Raw genomic sequence first — 17,331 nt, 5'->3', positions numbered from 1 at the left:
GGGTCCGGCTCACCCCAGCGATCTGCCAGCGTAAACAGGGTGCGCAGCTGGGGTGATTCGGTTAGTTTTTTTTGGCATCTTCCAGTGTGCCGATAGCATGACGCTGTACGGCAATGACCGCCTCCAGCAGATCTGCTCCCGAATGGGCTGACAGAAAAGCCTCTGCGGCCGGGAGTTCATCCGCTGCCGGGCGGCTTCCGTCCTCATTTACCAGCGCAGAGAGAAACAGTGTGATGCCACGGATAGAGGTCTGGCGAGCGTTGTCATCGCTCTTTTCCAGCGCCTGCAGATCGGCTTCATAATCCCATAGTTCCTCCTGCGTCAGACGGCGAATAAAGATCTGCTGACCAAGCAGCGTAATCGGGTGGGCTTTGATAATAGGGTTGAGAAGGTTTTGATAATTCACAGTCGTTATTCCTTTTATTCACTACCACTATTGGCGGCGTTCGTGGTAGTCCATTTCACGCCGCCGTTCTGCTTGCCGTATACCTCGTCCTGCAGGACTTTACCATCAGGCTGGTCAACGGCCTGCTGCGCCCATCCGGATAGCACCAGCTCCATTTCCGCCGAGCGCCCATTTGGGAAGTCGAAGAAAAACACCACGGTCTTATTGGCCTCCGCCGCTTCCAGCAACGCCTGCTGATTCGCATCCGTCGGATCGGCAATAAACACCAGGGTTTTATCCTCACCCTCGCCCATATCGGCCATGTATTTCGGATCACGGTCAATCAGGCGTGTCACCTTCATGAAGGTACCCTTTTTGCCTACGGCACCGATGGCCATCGTACTTTGCAGTAGCTTTGCGGCCGCCTTCAGCGTGCCTTTCATACCCCAGTACGTGCGGGTTCCCGCCGGAATGCTTGCATATTCCGAGGGGCTTTTAATGACGTCTTCACCCATTTTTTTCTCTCTCTTTTTGACTACCGGCCTTCCAGCCCATAGCGAATTTCAGCTGCCAGTATCGACAGCACTTTTTCGACGTTGTAATCCAGCGCCGGACGAATAAACGGCTTAGCCACCTGTTTCACCGTGCCGAACTCCTGCGCCAGCGCTTTCATGTGATGCGCTTTGCTGGGACCGACTCGAAACGTGATGAGAGTCCCGTAGCGCTCGCTCTTTGCTGCGCTGGTTGAGCTACGGATTTTGATCGTGTCGCGCATGTGCGGCCCGCCGCTTAACTCGTCGTAGCCGGCGTTTTGCTGCATATCTTCCTGCACGATGGCCAGCGCCCGGCGCCCGGCATCACGCAACAACTTGGTGCTGACTTTCTTGTCCATATCGAAAATCAGGCGTTCAAAATCCTTCCCCGATGGGAATTTCATCTCAATGCGCATGGGGTTACTCCGGAGTGGTGAATATAAAGTCGCGCACCAGACGGTACTGGATGCGACCACTGGTCAGCGTGATCTTGTCCTGCTGGATACTGCCGCGCGTCACGTAACTGACCGGACAATCCTCAAGACAGCTTTGCACAATGGCTTTCCATTCTGACCAAATCTGCTTATCCAGCATCAGCAGGCGGCTGTAGTTATCGATCAGATAAATCGCCACCTGTATGCGGACAGAGGAAAGCCCAGTTCTGGCCAGGCCAGCCCCTACCGGCGCATCCGAAATACGCTGATATGTCACCCCTTCCTGGACCGTGTCCGGCAGTAAAAGCGGATGCGCATTCATGCCGGTGATGCGCTCCAGCGCACCCTTAATCGCCAGCTCTATCATGCCGACCGTCAGCCTCCCCCGTGATAATGATCCGGTCCGTTTTGCGGTCGATATTACGGACGGTATAAACCAGATTTTTCGTCGTGATTTTCCAGTCGATATCAACCAGCACACCCGGATAGACCGTAAACAGGCAGGTTTCCACCACCTGCTGCTGATCCAGCGTGCGGACTTTCCGCCCCGATACCAGCTCCCGTTTTGCCCACGCTTTTCCCGATTCAACCTGCTTTTCCGGTAGCGGTTCGCCCAGCGGCCCCCGACCGGACTGAACGTAGCTAATCGCAATGCGACAGTTCATATCACCCGGTTTCAGGCTCATAGCGTATGCTCCTGCAGGGGGAAAAGAAGATGCCTCACCGCAGCGGTTTCCAGCCACTGTCCGGTATGGCCATTCAGATACGCATCGCTGACCAGAAACTGAATGGCCAGACGGATATCTTCATCCGCGATAAATCCGCGGACGGTTTCCGGGAGTGCCTGCAGCTCTTCATCACTGGTGACCAGCTTGCAGTAATAATCACGCTCGATGCTCCGCTGCGCGGCGTTCACCATTTGCGTGAGCATGGCGTCATGCTCCGTGAAATCCAGTTCCAGGCGTAGCTGGTTTTTCACATCATCCAATGTCAGTATCAAAATCGCTGTCTCCCGGCTTCGGTTTCAGCGCGCGTTCGGCATCCTTCGGCCATACCGCGATACGGCGCTTAACCAGCTCTTCGGCGTGCGATCCTTCAAACCACGCGATATCACCACGGGAATAACGGCTATGCGGACCGAGGAACACAACGGATTTACGTTCTGCCTGTGCGACGACGTTCGCATGGTTTTCCTGTGCGGTCTCAGTCGCATGGTTGTCCTGTCCGGCCGTTTCTTCCGGCTCCACTGCTTTATTTTTCGCAGCCATACATTCTCCTTAAAGGGAAAAGCCCGCATATGCGGGCTTTATTAACAGAGGGGTGGGTTAGAACAGGACGCCGGTACCCAACACCAGCCCTTCCGGATGACGGAAGCCGATATCGTGTTCGAGGACGACGCGGATCAGCGACTGGTTTCGCGCAAACGCGGAAACCGTGTTGCCTTCGGCATCCAGATAAGTGGCTTCTCTGGAGAAATCGACCTTCATGGCGCCATCTTCACCGATAACAACATCATTAAAGTCAGCGAAATAAATTTCCGATTCCTTGCCACTTTCGCCCAGGTTAACCGGAATAGCGCTGGTATGCTGAATCGAATAGCCCTTGAGCATCCCCTGCGCCATTTCCGGGTAGACTTTGTTGCCGTTGCCGTCACGCAGGCCAAACAGCTTCATATAGGTACGGTTCGACATACCCCAGCCACAACGGATCATCAGGCTGTTGCCATCCATCGCCATCAAAATAATCTTGTCCAGGTACTCATCGACCGTGTTCAGGTTGATCGTGGAACCCGCTTCCCACGGCAGCAGGCGGTTCCACTGTGTCGCACGCGCCTTCATACCAATCGGTGTATCGCCGGTACCGTCATCGCGCATAAACGCTTTATCCTCACGAACAGAGATGGCGGTCAGAATATCCTGCAGGACCAGCTGCTCAACGTTAAAACCGGCGCGGCCAATCAGCTGGTTCGACATCGGGACCAGTGCGATCATGGTTTTGGCATTCAGTTTTACATCGTCGAATTTTGATTCAGACGATTTGGCATCCTTTCCTTCGCCGGTGTAGCTGGCTGTTGCACCGCCAGCCGAGCGCGGTAACGACAGATTACCGTTTGGCAGCGGAATGGAGCGGGCGCCCAGCTTACGGACGATGGTACGGTCGCTCAGCAGCTCGATGACTTCGTTTTGCATGTTCTCCGGGATGAGCGCCCCACCGGAACCCGCAGCGGTGGAAATGGCCATCGATACAGACTGATCATTCAGTTCTTCAGCGGCAAAGACCGCTGCATCACGCAGATCACCCTTCGCTGCGGCAATCGACATCACCATACGTGTCATACCTGCGCCTGTGTATTGCTTCGGCTCAGCTTTGACGATGACTGCCGGCCCCTGCTGGGTAGCCTTGACTGGCTTTGCGACCAGCGCCGCAGCACGTTCGGCGGCTTCCAGGCGTTCAATTTTGGCGCTGATATCAGTGAACTGCTGCTGCAGGTTCGCAAACTCCGTCAGCTGCTCCGCAGTCAGCGTGCCGCCGCTGGCGTCAATGGTTGCCAGGGCCTGAACCTGTTCGTTGATACCCGCACGCTGACGACGCAATTCTTCAATCTGTGGCATTTGATTTCTCTCTTTTTAGACATAAAAAAAGCAGCCTGCTGGCTGCTTAAGGTGACGCGGTTTGTGTTTGCGCCGGGTTACATTTTGGTTTGCAGGTCCATCGCGGCTGCCTGCATCTGAATGGAGGTTTTTTGACGGGGTTGCTGATACTTTGCCGCGATAGCATTGATCGCCGCCTGGGGGTCAGAGACTTCATCCGCCAGGCCGGCTGACACAGCGCCAGGGCCAAAATACAGCCCCGCCTGCGTATCAATGATGGCCTGCTGCTTCAGGCCGCGATATTCGGCCACTGACCCCGTAAACGTCTCGTACATTTCGTCGATCATGCCCTGGAACATACCCAGCGACTCTTCACTCAGTGGTTCATGTTGGGTGCCGTTATTTTTGTTATCTCCCCGGTAAATGGTGGTGAACGTCAGCCCCATTTTTTCTTCCATCTTCGACGTATCGAGGTGCTCCATGATCACACCAATCGACCCCACGCCACTGGTCTGGCTGACGATGATTTTGCTGCAGGCCGATGCGATGAAATACGCGGCGGAATACGCGCTGTAGTTCACAATCGCCGTGATGGGTTTCGTGTCGCGAGACTGATAAATGTAATCGGCCAGCTCCTTGCACCCCACCGCTGCGCCGCCGCCGGAGTTAATATCCAGAACGATTTCGCTGATTGAGGGGTCGTTTAACGCCGCCTGCAACTGCCCGCGGATCCGCTCGTAGCTGGTCAGCTCGGAGCACATCGCCGTAATCTGCCCCCGGCGTGGAACGAGAATGCCGTGAACGGGGATCACCGCCACCCCGCCGGTGGGCTGGACCTGCTCAGCAGCAGGTGATTTACCCGGATTCAATGCCATCTGAATGACGGCATCTTCGGTGATCCCCTGAATACGGGGGATGAGCACTGCTTTCACAGAGTCCATTGTTTGCCGGGTAACGTAATGCGGCACACCAAAGACCATATCTGCCAGGTGCGGCAGGTTAATTAATTTCGTTGTCATGTTGTCTTCCAGGTCATCCCGCGCGGCGGGAAATAATCAGGCTCTGGCCAGAAGGGTTTCGATTTCGGCCAGCTGTTTTGCTGTCGGCGACTTATCGCCAGGAAGGATCTTCGCGCTGTCGACCATATTGAGCGGCGTCAGGTATTTGTCCCCGCCGGCAATTGGCGGCAGATTCTCCATACGCCGGATATCGTTAGTGGATAGCCATCCCCACTGGCGGCCAAGCGCATACGATTCATAGCGTGACTTCTGGTCGCCTCTCAGCAGCCCGGAAACGTTGAACTCGATGTACAAATCGCGGCGTTCGCTGGGGAGAAGCAGATCGCGCTGCAGCGCCCCCTCATGGCGTTTCAACCAGGCCAGCAGCGTGTACATCACGAACTGCAGCCCCTGGTGCTCGATGTTGTTGTTGGTCGCTTTCGCCAGCATCTGCACCATATGTGGCGGGATTTTATAGAGCCGACAGACCTCTTCCACGCCCCACTGTCGCGACTGTAGCAGCTGAGCCTTTTCGTTATCCTGTGACAGTTGTTTGTAGCTCATGCCCTCCTGCAGCAATGCCACAGAGAACATATTGTGAATACCGGAATGGCGCTCGGTCCATTTCGCCAGCAGGCGATCAATAGCATCCTGGCTTTTAATGGTCGCGGCCTCTTTCGGACGCTCGATCACCCCGCTCATCGTTGTCCCGCGCCGGAATGTCGCGGCCGCATGCTCCTCAACCGCCAGATTCAGCCCCAGAACATCGGCGTTCGTCTGAATGGGGGAACTACCGATATAGCCATCCAGAGAAAAGACCTTCACATGGTGCATCATGCGCATCGGCAGAATTTCGCCGACTTCCGGGAGCTGGTAATACGGCATACCGTCCGGCCCTTTCAGCACAATGACCTTTTTCGGGTTAATGGGGATCAGCTCTTTCGGGTAGCCTTTTCCGTCCCGTTCGATGATCGAGTAGCAATTTCCCTCCAGCCCCAGCACCCCCTGCTGCTGCTCGAAATACTCGAATGAGGTGTCTTTCCTGTTAGGCTGGGAGTGAATCAGGTCATAAACCGGGTGATCCGTCGCACGCTGGCGCCCACCATTATTATCCCGCCGGTAAAGTTCGCACGGCAGCTGCGCGACGGACTCCGCCAGGAGGGTGACACAGGCCCGGACCGCTGAAAGTCCAAGAGCGGTTTCCGGCGTGATTATGATGCCAGTTTTGCTCTGGCTTGAACGAACCCCGCCCAGCATGGCTTCCCAGAAGCTATTACCCGAGTATTGTCGGCCCCTGAACATCTGGGGTAGGAACATTATTTACCTCCGCCATTGCTGACGCCGGAGGAAAAGGCCCGGGTTGTCATATATGACCAGCCCAGACAAATAATCCCCCCTGTTATCAATCCCACTGATGGAGAAATAAGCCAGGCACCTGCGGATAACAATCCAGCACCAGTGAGGCCGACAATAAAACTCAGAACTGAAATTAGCATGCTATATCTTCCTCATCGTATACGGATGTCATCACTGAACTGTTAAGCATGGCGCGCCCCAGCCCCATCATTAAACCAACCGCACCATCTATCTTGTTCTGCCGCCCTTCTTTCCCGGGACGCACAATATCGTCACTTCCGGGAAGGTACTGGCCGACGATATTGGAAATACACCAGTTCATGACAGGGTGTCCGTCATGATGGAATCTCCCCGAGATGAGCGCAGCCTCAATCTCTCTCATAGGATCACTCATATGGGTAAAATTTTGTCTTATCTCGACAGGCTCAAGCCCCTCTTCCTCAAGCATGTGACGTAATGAAGTCGCGCCATAAGGATCAATGGGGCATTGGGCAATTTTTACGGTATTCCGCAGCTTCAGGATCGTTTCAAATATCAGCCTGTAATCAACTTCGCCACCATCGGTCGGGATCAACTTACCCTGCCGGACAAAGGACTGATAACGTTCTGCGGTACTTTTCAGCGCGGTCTCCTGCGAGTAAATGGTTTCTTCCGGTGCCCAGAACAGAGGAGAAACACAGTAAAAATGTGTTATTCCGTCTATTTCACGACGAAAAACTGGAACCACGGCATTGAGGTCAACTTTCGAGGCCAGATCTATACCCAGCCAGCATTCTTCCCCTTCAAAATCTGACAACTTAAGGTTTTTATCGGCTGCATCCATCCATTTTCTCAGGTCGTAATAAGCTGATTTTGCGCTTACCCAGCGATTGAAATGCTTGGTCAGAATCTTGTTTGTCTGCCCGGGCGTCGACATACCCAATAATTGTTTAGCCCGGAGAAAATCTGCTTTTACCGAAATGCCATAGTTAGGGTTTGCCTTGATTAATGCCTCAGGAGTCGTCCAGTCATCATCGTCATCAAGGCCATAAATCAGCCCAAATATGGTTTCATTTTCCTCGCCATTACGGGTTCTCCGCAGGATCTCGACAACCTGAGTACGCTTTTCATAGCAAGGGGATGTAATGTCATAGCCGGCGGTGGTGATGATCAGTGTCATCGGTTGTTCACGAGCCCCCATACCGGTGGTCATGGTGGTGTAAAGCGCATCAGTAGTATGTTCGTGATATTCATCAATGATGGCGCATGATGGCGAATCACCATCCCCCGGGTCACCGATCACAGGCGCAAAAACCGAACCGTCAGGGCGCGTCATTTTTTTTGCCCAGGGTTTTATCGAGAATTTTTGCCGCAATGCCGGCAGCTTTTTCACCATTTGCAGCGCCGGAGAAAATACCTTCCATGCCTGTTTTTCAGTCGTGGCGCCGCAATAGACTTCTGCACCATGCTCGCCATCTGCACAAAACATATAATTTCCTACAGCAGCGGCAATAGCGGATTTCCCGTTCTTCCTGGGCACCTCGATATAGATTTCAGAGAAACGACGCAGGCCTGTCTTCTTGTGTACCCATCCAAACGGTACGCCAAGAGCGAACTTCTGCCAGGCTTCAAATTCAATCCGGAGTTTACGCCGGGCCCATTCCCCTGAGGTATGAGGCATTTTCTGGGCAAAACGAAGAAACCGTTCTGCTTTGTTTTTATCGAAGCGGTAGGGCCAGTGGGGATCCTTTGCTCGTTCGAGGTCGTCCAGATGTCGCTGACAGGCAAGTACCGTTAACTGACACGCCAGAATCTTCCCGCCAACGATATCCCGCGCATACTGGTTCGCCGCATTGACGTTCGGATAGGTAGCCATCAGTCAAACTCATCGAATTCATTCCCGTCATCGTCCGGATCCTTTTGTCCGCTGGTCATGCGAAGACGACTGAGCGGATCTAACCCCAACAGAGAGCCGAGGCGGGCAAGCTGGGAAACCGAGTCATTCCGGACATTAACTGCAGGGTGTTTTTTCAAGCCCCCCATTTCACTTTCTGAGGTCAGTCCGCTGGCCAGCATTTTTTCGGCTTCGAGCATCAGATGAAAAGCATTGCAGTAAGCCAGCAACAAAGGTGCGTCCTCCAGCTCAAACACCCCTCGGTCGATGAGTATTTTGCTTTGCGTCTTCCACATTCTTATTGCCGCCTCCCCCATTAACTCAGCGGGAGGCGCAATACGTGTTAATTTGCTTTTTTGCCCGGTGGGTAAAGTGGGTTTTCGGCCACCACCGGACGATCGAATTCCTCCGGCCATAAACGTTCCTTTGATAGATGAAACCTTCCGGAAAAAAGTTTCTTATTTCTGGCGTGTAAAAATAGACTTCAACGGGCAGTCCCGAAGCGCGAAAGGGGTCAGGGATTTGCTCCCCCCTACCCCTGGCTGCAGCTGCCTCGGTCGAGGTGGAGGTCGTCATTCCGGCTGCGCCGGCGGCGAATACGGTTCACATTGCGTGGGCCGGCATATCTCAGACGTTCAATGAACACCAGTTGTTATAACGGCGGTCAGGATCCTGTCGCTGTAGCGGAGCCTCCATCGGCCTGCAGTACGCTTTCTGGAAGCCGTTCATCTAATGGCTGGTTCTCGAACACCTTCATCCCAAACTGACCGATCCAGGTGCTGACTGAGTTGATGTTCCCTGCGATGAAGTCGGTCACCTCGGCGATCAATCCTTTAACGACGACATCCGTACTCTGACGCCAGTAATTCTCAATCGCGACCAGCAACGGATCGGAACCATTACTGACAGATTGTTCACCTACGCTATACGTTTTTTTCTTTGCGCTATCGGTGATACATCGCAGCTGGCTGGTCTGGACGGCTCCAACCTCTGCCGCAATGACCTGCATCGTCAACGTAGCCACTTTGTTCCCGTCTGCATCAGCGCTGGATGCATAGAACATGGAGAGCGTCAGATCCGAGCGTTGATACATCATTGCTTACCTCCACGGCGATGACGTGAGCGGCGACCACCGGGAGCCGTCGTCTGTTGTTCCTGTACCAGCTCACCCTCTAAAGGCTCCTGTTCCTGAGCAGGTGATGAAGCAGGGGCCGGAGCAATATCATGTGCAATCGTCAGTTTAAGCAGGGGACGGCTGCCCTGAACATGCTCAAAATGGATGCCATGTACGGCTTCATTCATCCGTGACTGACCATCCGTTTCCAGAACGGTCAAAGTGCCATCAACGTATTCAATTTTGAAATTCTTCATCGGGTTCTCTCTGTTGCTGTTTTCTTGCTGTGGCAGCTCCAGCACAACGACTCGAGATTAAAGTCATCGTCCGTACCGCCATGAGCTTTAGGAATAATGTGGTCGACACTTGAGGCTTTCGTGGCAATACCGTCTCGCCTGCAGTTCTGACAAAGGTATTTATCCCTCTTCATGATACGGGCCCGTTTAATTTCCCACGGACGACCATAACCACGTTCCTGCCGAGTTTTTCCGGGTTGATAGTTACGCCAGCCATCACCGGCGTGTTGCTGCCGATGGATCTCACAGAACCCACTGACATCATTCGTTACTGCCATGCATCCTCTGTGCCGGCAAGGTCGTTTAGCGCGTGGTGGCATAACTTTTTCCGAAGTTAGTGATAACGCAGTCGTTAACACCGTTTTGTGTTACAGGGATGATGCCAGGGTGAACTTGATACCATGTTCACCCCAATAAAAAGCCCCGCATAAGCGGGGCTGTAGATTCAGAAATATGGTTTTGGCTACTGGTAGGTATCTGCGAAATGCCCTTCGATCTGAGATCTGATATCAACAGTTTCGTCTAACTTTAAGGAATCATAGCCCTTAATATGGAAATGAGGCTCATATGCATAAATCGTAATAAACGCATATGAACCTTCATCTCCTGAGAAAATCTCATATTTGACGCGAGAAAGACCGGCACCAACTAACATGTATGTATCCAGAAGCTTCTGGGTATTCATCATCCATTCCTTTTCCTTTAAAAATCCTCATCAGCATACATGAATTCGATGGATGACGGCAGCAATGAATTCTTGCAGACTTCGAAAAAACTTCAATATCAGTAAATTAATACCCATACAGCCCCCCAAATATGCCAAAAAACAAAGCAGCAAGCAGCCAGGCAAGCGCAGTCTTCTTCATTAAGACTCCGTAAAATGCTATAGACATTGCTAGACACAGCGTTATAAAAACTGGCCACATAGTCAATAACAAAAGCAAACAACCAAAAAATCCACTATTAATAGTTATATTCACCGCTAACTTAACCCTGACGATCTAAATATGAGCTGTATCGCATGACACCATGCAATCTGTTCTTTCTGGCGAACTATAGCATTATCAAAGCCACTTAGTGAATGCTTGATGCCTTAGCCGCTGAGCTCCGTTAACTGATTTACACCCGCTACGCTTGTTATATCCGGAGTGTTGTCTAAACTATCTAATGACTTTGCTCTGCCATGACAAAGTCCGTCGTTCTACCCGTGAGCTCAGGGATGAGCCACTTCCTGTAGTGTCTGACCTTCCATTTTTTCTCAAAACCAGTAGAAAAACATCCCGCAATCTGACTAAACTCCGACATTGGCTGCCCCTGCAGCACCCCGTCAATTTGTCGGATTTACTCCACGGGGTTTTTTATAACCTGAAGCTGCTGGACAAAAGGCTCCAAGAACTAAGCCCACCAGCAGCACATTTACAGAGTATCCAGAAACAAGATACCTAAAAGTTGCTATCTACTTCGAACATATAAGGAGCGTATAATGATTAGTTATATTCAAACCTGAGTTCATCAAGCCTTAATGGTTTTCTTATAAAAGTCTTTTTACATTCGATAATGAGTATCTGCCCCTCGCACAATGAGCAAAATACGGGAGAGAATTTATAGGAATCACCATATCCACCGGTGTGATTATTAACCACATGAAGAGTGTAGTCAATCTTGCTGTCTCTGACAAGATTGATATTCCCGGCATCCCGTTCACCTTGTAAAATATACTTACCTTGCTTATCTCTTATACCATGAGAGAGAGTCCCCACTCCTTTATTAAAATCATAGATGAAAATCTTATCTCTACCATCGGATACAAGTACTTCCAATGTCAGTTTGTCACCTGAAGCTGGATCAGACATTCTTGCATAACATTTTCTAATCACAACCCACCTACTCATTTTTGGGTAGAATATAAGCAAGGCAGGGACTGAATTCAACAAGAAAATAACCTATCGAGCTATCGCTTTATAATAAGCCTGCCAGCGGTACTTATCCAATCTAAGTTGCCGCAAGCACTGAGTGCTTTCAATATCAGCCTGCAGATCTTCGTCGCTGTCCTTCGCGGCGTCACTTGCTTTGCACGGGGGGCTCATCAAATCCGGGGATGGAGTTGGCAGCATCGATGGCGCGCTGACGCAGCTGCACAGCATCATCATCAAACCTACATACAATACGATTCGGAGACTGAACATATTTCACCACGTCACGGGTTATTGTTTTGTAGATGACCTTACCCGCTTCGTTAGCAGTAGCGGCCTTTTCCTCTACAGGCTTAATAGTATTCTCGGCCTTCTCTCTCTTCTTTGAAGCCTGAGCCTTGATGTGATCAGCGTGAGAACTCCAGCCTGAGCGCCACGAAATCACGTTGGAGGCCAGCAGGATTGTTATAGCGATGATAACAGCGGTTAAGCGATTCATCTTTGCTCCCATAAACAAACTTCACGCTCAACTTCCCTCCGGGTAATAAGTCCTTTCCACTGCTTACCTTTGGCATAGGTCCAGCGGCGCAGTTGATCACATGCACCTTTCTGGTCCCCCTTGTTGATTTTGTGAAGCAGAGTTGAGGTCTGGAAGTTCCCGGCACCGACGTTATAGGCAAATGAGTACAGAGCCCCACGCATTGTTTCTGGGATCGGTTTTTTGATGTAAGGGTTGATCTGCCTAGCGACGGTATTCAGGTCTTTATTTAGTAGCGCCCGACACTCTGCCTCGGTATAGGTTTTGCCGAGCATGATGTCTTTACCTGTGTGGCCGTAACAAACCGTCCAGACACCTACCACATCCTGATAAGGCTCGTATCGCACTCCCTCAAGCCCATCATTACCCGTCGGGCCAGTAATGAGTGCAGAGGCAATCGCAAAGGCTCCACCGCCGACTGCAGCAAGAACGCTTTTACGTAGTGTCGGAGACATTATTCACCTCGCACAGCTTTTCGCCGGTCTTCTTTAATTTTGAAATACAGATTCGTCAGGTATGTCAGCAAACCAAATACCAGACTTCCCAGAACACCAATAGCGGCCCACTGGGATGGGGATACTTTGTCGAGCAATTGCAACATCCAGAACCCCGCGTTACCTGCGGACGTTCCGTAGGCAATACCTGTTGTTAGCTTGTCCATTCGATACATACTCCACCTCCGGATTAACGGGGTGCTTTGTGCGTGTAGGGGGTCAGGCCCATCGGGCTGATTTAACAACGAGCCGTATCGATGATGATTCCCGTGAGCCTGAAATAAGAAAGGCCACGCAAAGCGCAGCCTTCAAATGATGTTTACCTTTTCTTTCTGAAGCGCCCTATTGATGGCGTAAAAAGCCCGCCAGAAGGCGGGCAGAAAGTAGGCATTCTAGGTAGTAACGAAACGAAGGCACTCCTAATAGTCCGAGCTACCGATTTACCAGGAAGCATTCACTTTTGCCGTTACGTTCTATAAACATAGAAGGGCAACCGCAAAAGTAAACCAACTATGAAATATTCAATATGCTTAGTGACAGTGTGGTGCCGGGTGCCTCCCGGTGAGCATGCCCCAGTCAGCATGGCCCGCGCTGCATTTACAGGTTTCTGTAACTGACTGGTCGCCCCTCCGCATAGGGGGATTCACCACCTCAATAATTTATGATGCAAACATTCAAAGTGTCAATATCTGACCATACCGCCAGCGCCTCTGCCATAATATAAGCCAACAACGCCCACTTAAATTGTATGCATTCTAATACTTAAAGCTATTGGAAGCCCTGACTCAATGTAGCACTCACTGATATCAGGTAAATACGAGGTAAGTAAAATGCTATCTACTGATAACCAAAGAATTTCAGAGATTTTTGAACGTTTGGCAGAAATAGCAGCTAAAACTGCTGAATTAACAAGCAACCCTAATCTATCCCCTGCTCAAAAGCAGGCAGCATGTGACAGTTACTTTAGCGAACATGATCAGTTAACAACCGAAGCCCTAGAGCTCTTCAAAAAAATCACTAAAAATCCTCAGTGAATGCTGAAGCATGTGAGATTGCGTATGCAATACGACGATATGACAGGGGTATTGATGCAGCGCATCTCGCGAATACCCCTGTCGTATCGCCGGAAAGCAAAAACCCCGCACGGGCGGGGTTTTCGTTATATTCAGATTGTCGCTTTTTGTCGCTGCCGAGTGGCGCAGCTCTGCCAAGCATGAAGGAATTATCTAACTTTCTGGCCCATTTTCAATACCAAAAAGGCAACATAGCACTTTTTGCTAATCCACATGAATCGCCTTATGAACAGAAAGGAAAGCTTTTGCTCTGAATATTTCAAGACACCAGCGCACTCTTTTCCGGGCCTCACTGTCTGTTAACCATGGCGCCACCAGCTGTATTTCCCGTGTTATGTCTGAGATTTTTTTGCGGGTGGTGTAATAGTTAACGCCAACGAGATAAACAGGATCACCCGTTTCAAATATCGCCAGTACACATCGTTCAACAAATTCAACATCATCCTCAGTGATCGCAGCGTCAATGGCGACAGTTGGAGGTTTTGGCCACAAAATGGCATGCGCCCTGCTTAGTGCCTGCCGCCCGCGATAGCCTTCACTCCTTGCCTGCTCGATTGCTGCCGTAAAGCGCTCTAATGCTCTATCTGACCAGTGATCACCCTTCATACCTCGCCAGCATGAATGTCCTGATGGTTTGCGCGGGGCCGCACCTCCTCTCATACCTTCTCCCCATACAGTAAGCAGAGATTTTATCCAGGCGGACTGAATGCCATTAAGGGGAGTGAATCGGCCCAGCCAGCTTTTGCGCGGGGCGGCGGCCACTGTTTCTAATCCTGCACGGTGTAGACGGCGTTGACGTGGTGTCATTCTGTTCTTCTCCTTACTACGCCAGAACGCCGAGCGCGTATGCCCGGTCCAGCAATTTAATAATCAATACAGGCTGGGTGCCGTATTCACGCTCAAAAGCGGCAGGGTCATGGTGCAAAGCACGGTGGTGCTTGCGGCATAATGGGATCGTAAAAATATCGTGGGCCTTGGTGCCTACGCCGCCCTGACCCCAGCCAATAAGATGATGTGCATCATCTGCAGGCTGCCCACAGCACATACACGGCTGTTTTTTAACCCATGAGATAAAGTCAGCTGATAACCATCGAATCCGCTTAGGTCTGGCGAATAGTGTCGCCGGTGCAACAGGATCGACGTTCACAGGTACCAGAGGTTTGCCCGGCGTTGTTATTGCCGTTGGACTAATCGCCTTTTCGAGGCGAGGAGAAAGAATACTGGTGGCCGGTACCGACGGAACAATCTCACTCTCCCTGTAAACCGATTTAATGCCATCGTCTTTAATACGCAGGGATCGGCGCGCCATTTCTTCTGTAATTTCATCGCCAATCCCGGCGCCTACCGCCCACCAGCATAGCTCCGCCAGTGACAATGATCGCTGAGCGTCCAGCCCAAGCGCGATGCGGGCAGTGTCGATTATCCAGTCAGCGTTATTAACACCTGCCAGTTGATCGAGGGTTTGTTCTGTTTGGTTTTTCAGCTCATTATCACAGTGCCAGCATGCGATTATTACCCCCGTCGAATGGCGAAACGGGACGAGCTCATGGTGATGGTAATCGGAATGTGTCCACTGACAGTTTTTAACCTGCCGGCGCAACCATGACTCTAAAGCACTAACACCACCAGCCGCAGTGATAACTGCCTTCTTCATGAAAAATGGTCTGAGCCCCATATCATCCCGCAACGGCTGCTGGGCATCAGGAAGACGCCCGCTGGGTATCTTTTTCATGCTTGCCGGCGGTATTTCCACAAGAACTCGGCCGGCACCGAATAACGGCATTAATTCACTACCCGGCTTAAGCAGCACAATTCCAAGATGGCGTGCAATATCCACGTTAAGCAAAGCTCGCATCAGTCCCTCCACATCTTCTGTATGTAGGTCCTGTCAATCCGTGGCGGCTTCTTCGATTCCGGCAACAGCACGCGGATCTCCCACGATGCAAAGTCTCTGGACAAGCTCTTCTCAACCACACAGTTATTTTTACGGTATCGCTCCACCAGCTCTGTAGCCTCAGCCTCTGAAAGTTGCTCGTGTAAAAACCAACTTTTCTTCATGGCTGATCACCGAACAGTCGCAAAAACTCAATCGCTCTTTCACGCGCGCCGGGTTCTTCAGCGATCATTTCCTGCAGCAGCTGCACGGCGAGCATAGGCTCCTTTCGCCCGACGATGGAAATTCCTCTGGAGACACGGCGAGAAAGTTTTATAAAATTTTTTCTCTCTAACGCACGCAGATGCAACAGGACAGCATTAGACGAGCTAACGCCAAGCATATCGGCCAGCTCAGATAGCGTAGGTGGGTAGCCATGCTGATTGATGTAGGCCACCAGCAGATCGAAAACTTCCTGCTGTCGAAAAGTTAGTTTTGAAGACGAAAGCAAACCGGCGCTCGATGAAGGAGCACCAGTCTGATGGGAATTTGATACTTCGAGGGTTTGCGTCATGGTTTCTCTCCGCGACGCAGCAGGTATAGGTTGTTCAGGCCTATGACGGAATTGTAACAGAACCAGGGGGAACCTGGTAACCAACGCCAGACTTAGCCTTTTCAATCATCTGCGAAAAAAGAGAGAGAGTCCCAACGATCTCATCTGGCTGCAAAGGCATAAACGAAACAGTGTCGCCGCGCCGGTACATCAGAGCGCGCTCACACACAGGAAAGGATGTCAGACGAGCAATGATCACCCCATCATCGCATCTGATAATTGCATAGCCGGTGTTCGGCATTTCTTGTTTTTTACTCACAGCCAAATCCTCAAAATAAACCAGGCAAGCCACTGGACCTCAACTTAACAAAACCAGTCATCAGCGCTTTCCCAGGTGTCCTGCAGGATTTCCTCTACTCGTTTTTTATCTCCGTCCATTCCACCAAGCACGGTCAACCCATCAGAGCTGGCCCGACGAATCACAAGACTGCAGCTATTATAGTTTTGATCCAATCGCCGCAGTAGCTCCTTCTCCAGAGCAGGCACAGCGCCATCCGGCAATTTTTTTTGGCGATCAATTGTGATTTCCACTTTCATAACTAGCTCCTCATGCAAGTACTGTATAAATAAACAGTATACTTGTTAGGTGAAATGTTCAAGCGTTTAATGCCACTTTTCGCTAACCCATGCTCATGTTTAGATTGATCTTTTCTCCACAAAGGACGAAATCCGCTATCACAGGGATACAGTCATTTTTGTGGTGATCAACTCCGTTGATATGAAACGTTGCTACTGTAAGTATCCCTGCAAAGCGAACCATCAATTTTTAAAAGACCTCTGGCGCTCCAGATTCCGCTCTTGGCACACGGGGGAAGTCCAGTGCCCGGGAGTACTCCCCGGCACGCATGGTCCAGATTGACCATTATAATTTTTTATGGTTTTGTGAAGATAAAATAACGACAGAGCCAAAAAGGCTAAAATTGAAGAGGAGCACTACCATGAGCAACCCAGAAATAAATAATAAGGGCCATGAACCTCCGGATGGTCTTCCTCGTTATCGTCTCCTGACAGGTAAGGATGACGCTAAATTTTGTTATCGGGTTTCAGAAGCTCTGGCGCTTGGTTATCAACTGTATGGTTCCCCCGCCGCGACGTTTAATGGGCAGGATGTGATTGTTGCGCAGGCTATCATATGGTCTGAGGTACAGCAGAATCAGGCTTCGTAGCAATGAGTGGGCTCACAGCGTCCGGAATCCGCCCGGTGCCGTAAATCATCACAGGGTCTGTCATAAGGTAATTGCATCACG

At 51.1% G+C, this 17,331-nt stretch carries 28 protein-coding genes; 2 read left to right on the top strand and 26 right to left on the bottom strand.

The genetic code is table 11. From position 1 onward, the window contains the following. Positions 1 to 61 precede the first annotated feature (61 nt). The 21 genes from MKR05_RS01040 to MKR05_RS00935 form a co-directional block, all read right to left on the bottom strand. Positions 62 to 406: a hypothetical protein gene (locus MKR05_RS01040; RefSeq protein ID WP_016160678.1), complete on the bottom strand. Its 345-nt coding sequence runs from the start codon at positions 404 to 406 to the stop codon at positions 62 to 64. A gap of 14 nt (positions 407 to 420) precedes the next feature. Beyond that, positions 421 to 900, bottom strand: a complete 480-nt coding sequence (locus MKR05_RS01035; RefSeq protein ID WP_049013950.1) for a hypothetical protein — start codon at positions 898 to 900, stop codon at positions 421 to 423. 20 nt (positions 901 to 920) lie between these two features. Continuing rightward, positions 921 to 1,334: an HK97-gp10 family putative phage morphogenesis protein gene (locus tag MKR05_RS01030; RefSeq protein WP_176713423.1), complete on the bottom strand. Its 414-nt coding sequence runs from the start codon at positions 1,332 to 1,334 to the stop codon at positions 921 to 923. Positions 1,335 to 1,338: 4 nt separating this feature from the next. Continuing rightward, positions 1,339 to 1,719, bottom strand: coding sequence for a hypothetical protein (locus MKR05_RS01025; protein WP_284118029.1), 381 nt, complete (start codon positions 1,717 to 1,719; stop codon positions 1,339 to 1,341). Continuing rightward, the gene (locus tag MKR05_RS01020) at positions 1,700 to 2,038 is read right to left on the bottom strand and encodes a head-tail adaptor protein (protein WP_014228910.1); all 339 of its coding nucleotides are present in this window, start codon (positions 2,036 to 2,038) and stop codon (positions 1,700 to 1,702) included. The genes MKR05_RS01025 and MKR05_RS01020 overlap by 20 nt, the downstream gene beginning before the upstream one ends. Next, a complete protein-coding gene (locus MKR05_RS01015) occupies positions 2,035 to 2,352 on the bottom strand; it encodes a head-tail connector protein (protein WP_023339902.1) in 318 nt (105 codons plus the stop codon). Before MKR05_RS01015 ends, MKR05_RS01020 begins: the two co-directional genes overlap by 4 nt. After that, the gene (locus tag MKR05_RS01010; RefSeq protein WP_048964994.1) at positions 2,333 to 2,620 is read right to left on the bottom strand and encodes a hypothetical protein; all 288 of its coding nucleotides are present in this window, start codon (positions 2,618 to 2,620) and stop codon (positions 2,333 to 2,335) included. The genes MKR05_RS01015 and MKR05_RS01010 overlap by 20 nt, the downstream gene beginning before the upstream one ends. A 57-nt stretch (positions 2,621 to 2,677) precedes the next feature. Beyond that, the gene (locus MKR05_RS01005; RefSeq protein ID WP_284118028.1) at positions 2,678 to 3,964 is read right to left on the bottom strand and encodes a phage major capsid protein; all 1,287 of its coding nucleotides are present in this window, start codon (positions 3,962 to 3,964) and stop codon (positions 2,678 to 2,680) included. A gap of 77 nt (positions 3,965 to 4,041) precedes the next feature. Beyond that, a complete protein-coding gene (locus tag MKR05_RS01000; protein ID WP_033128541.1) occupies positions 4,042 to 4,962 on the bottom strand; it encodes a S49 family peptidase in 921 nt (306 codons plus the stop codon). A gap of 36 nt (positions 4,963 to 4,998) precedes the next feature. Next, a complete protein-coding gene (locus tag MKR05_RS00995) occupies positions 4,999 to 6,258 on the bottom strand; it encodes a phage portal protein (RefSeq protein WP_284118027.1) in 1,260 nt (419 codons plus the stop codon). Continuing rightward, positions 6,258 to 6,437 carry a hypothetical protein gene (locus MKR05_RS00990; protein ID WP_017898992.1) on the bottom strand — a complete coding sequence of 60 codons (180 nt, stop codon included), beginning with the start codon at positions 6,435 to 6,437 and terminating at the stop codon, positions 6,258 to 6,260. The genes MKR05_RS00995 and MKR05_RS00990 overlap by 1 nt, the downstream gene beginning before the upstream one ends. After that, a complete protein-coding gene (locus MKR05_RS00985; RefSeq protein ID WP_012542167.1) occupies positions 6,431 to 8,152 on the bottom strand; it encodes a terminase large subunit in 1,722 nt (573 codons plus the stop codon). Before MKR05_RS00985 ends, MKR05_RS00990 begins: the two co-directional genes overlap by 7 nt. Further along, on the bottom strand, positions 8,152 to 8,586 hold the full coding sequence (locus MKR05_RS00980; protein WP_012542168.1) for a phage terminase small subunit P27 family: 435 nt from the start codon (positions 8,584 to 8,586) through the stop codon (positions 8,152 to 8,154). Before MKR05_RS00980 ends, MKR05_RS00985 begins: the two co-directional genes overlap by 1 nt. 248 nt (positions 8,587 to 8,834) lie before the next feature. After that, entirely contained in the window at positions 8,835 to 9,266 is a 432-nt protein-coding gene (locus tag MKR05_RS00975) for a hypothetical protein (protein WP_077269189.1), read from the bottom strand. Continuing rightward, complete coding sequence (locus MKR05_RS00970; protein ID WP_199660235.1) at positions 9,263 to 9,586, bottom strand: hypothetical protein; 324 nt, start codon at positions 9,584 to 9,586, stop codon at positions 9,263 to 9,265. Before MKR05_RS00970 ends, MKR05_RS00975 begins: the two co-directional genes overlap by 4 nt. Then, the gene (locus MKR05_RS00965; RefSeq protein ID WP_094315821.1) at positions 9,538 to 9,900 is read right to left on the bottom strand and encodes an HNH endonuclease; all 363 of its coding nucleotides are present in this window, start codon (positions 9,898 to 9,900) and stop codon (positions 9,538 to 9,540) included. The genes MKR05_RS00970 and MKR05_RS00965 overlap by 49 nt, the downstream gene beginning before the upstream one ends. A gap of 143 nt (positions 9,901 to 10,043) precedes the next feature. Continuing rightward, a complete protein-coding gene (locus tag MKR05_RS00960; protein ID WP_227694765.1) occupies positions 10,044 to 10,268 on the bottom strand; it encodes a DNA gyrase subunit B in 225 nt (74 codons plus the stop codon). A 799-nt stretch (positions 10,269 to 11,067) separates the two neighbouring features. Beyond that, the gene (locus MKR05_RS00950) at positions 11,068 to 11,433 is read right to left on the bottom strand and encodes a hypothetical protein (protein ID WP_202678101.1); all 366 of its coding nucleotides are present in this window, start codon (positions 11,431 to 11,433) and stop codon (positions 11,068 to 11,070) included. A gap of 208 nt (positions 11,434 to 11,641) precedes the next feature. Continuing rightward, positions 11,642 to 11,992 (bottom strand): hypothetical protein, encoded by a 351-nt coding sequence (locus MKR05_RS00945; protein ID WP_064142524.1) that lies wholly within the window; start codon positions 11,990 to 11,992, stop codon positions 11,642 to 11,644. Further along, a complete protein-coding gene (locus MKR05_RS00940) occupies positions 11,989 to 12,486 on the bottom strand; it encodes a lysozyme (RefSeq protein WP_032735240.1) in 498 nt (165 codons plus the stop codon). Before MKR05_RS00940 ends, MKR05_RS00945 begins: the two co-directional genes overlap by 4 nt. Further along, a complete protein-coding gene (locus MKR05_RS00935; protein ID WP_017880269.1) occupies positions 12,486 to 12,701 on the bottom strand; it encodes a class II holin family protein in 216 nt (71 codons plus the stop codon). The genes MKR05_RS00940 and MKR05_RS00935 overlap by 1 nt, the downstream gene beginning before the upstream one ends. 654 nt (positions 12,702 to 13,355) lie before the next feature. On the opposite strand from MKR05_RS00935, the gene MKR05_RS00930 reads away from it, so the two are divergent. After that, a complete protein-coding gene (locus tag MKR05_RS00930) occupies positions 13,356 to 13,559 on the top strand; it encodes a hypothetical protein (protein ID WP_192138578.1) in 204 nt (67 codons plus the stop codon). A gap of 243 nt (positions 13,560 to 13,802) precedes the next feature. On the opposite strand, the gene MKR05_RS00925 is transcribed toward MKR05_RS00930, so the two are convergent. From MKR05_RS00925 to MKR05_RS00905, 5 genes are all read right to left on the bottom strand, one after another. Then, positions 13,803 to 14,405: a hypothetical protein gene (locus tag MKR05_RS00925; RefSeq protein WP_284118026.1), complete on the bottom strand. Its 603-nt coding sequence runs from the start codon at positions 14,403 to 14,405 to the stop codon at positions 13,803 to 13,805. A 16-nt stretch (positions 14,406 to 14,421) separates the two neighbouring features. Then, positions 14,422 to 15,453 (bottom strand): DUF968 domain-containing protein, encoded by a 1,032-nt coding sequence (locus MKR05_RS00920; RefSeq protein WP_284118025.1) that lies wholly within the window; start codon positions 15,451 to 15,453, stop codon positions 14,422 to 14,424. Positions 15,454 to 15,652: 199 nt separating this feature from the next. Then, entirely contained in the window at positions 15,653 to 16,045 is a 393-nt protein-coding gene (locus MKR05_RS00915; protein ID WP_284118024.1) for a DNA-binding protein, read from the bottom strand. A gap of 40 nt (positions 16,046 to 16,085) precedes the next feature. After that, the gene (locus MKR05_RS00910) at positions 16,086 to 16,343 is read right to left on the bottom strand and encodes a hypothetical protein (protein ID WP_284118023.1); all 258 of its coding nucleotides are present in this window, start codon (positions 16,341 to 16,343) and stop codon (positions 16,086 to 16,088) included. Between the two features lie 44 nt (positions 16,344 to 16,387). After that, positions 16,388 to 16,621 carry a DinI family protein gene (locus tag MKR05_RS00905; protein WP_284118022.1) on the bottom strand — a complete coding sequence of 78 codons (234 nt, stop codon included), beginning with the start codon at positions 16,619 to 16,621 and terminating at the stop codon, positions 16,388 to 16,390. A gap of 401 nt (positions 16,622 to 17,022) precedes the next feature. Here MKR05_RS00905 and MKR05_RS00900 point away from each other — a divergent pair, with 401 nt between their 5' ends. After that, the gene (locus MKR05_RS00900; RefSeq protein WP_186957465.1) at positions 17,023 to 17,250 is read left to right on the top strand and encodes a DUF1737 domain-containing protein; all 228 of its coding nucleotides are present in this window, start codon (positions 17,023 to 17,025) and stop codon (positions 17,248 to 17,250) included. The last annotated feature ends 81 nt before the right edge of the window (positions 17,251 to 17,331 follow it).

Source organism: Klebsiella sp. K5-204 (assembly GCF_030128585.1).
In the GTDB taxonomy this organism is placed as follows: Bacteria; Pseudomonadota; Gammaproteobacteria; order Enterobacterales; family Enterobacteriaceae; genus Klebsiella; species Klebsiella quasipneumoniae.
Note: the sequence above shows the minus strand (reverse complement) of the source record. Positions and strands in the feature narration are given on the sequence as shown.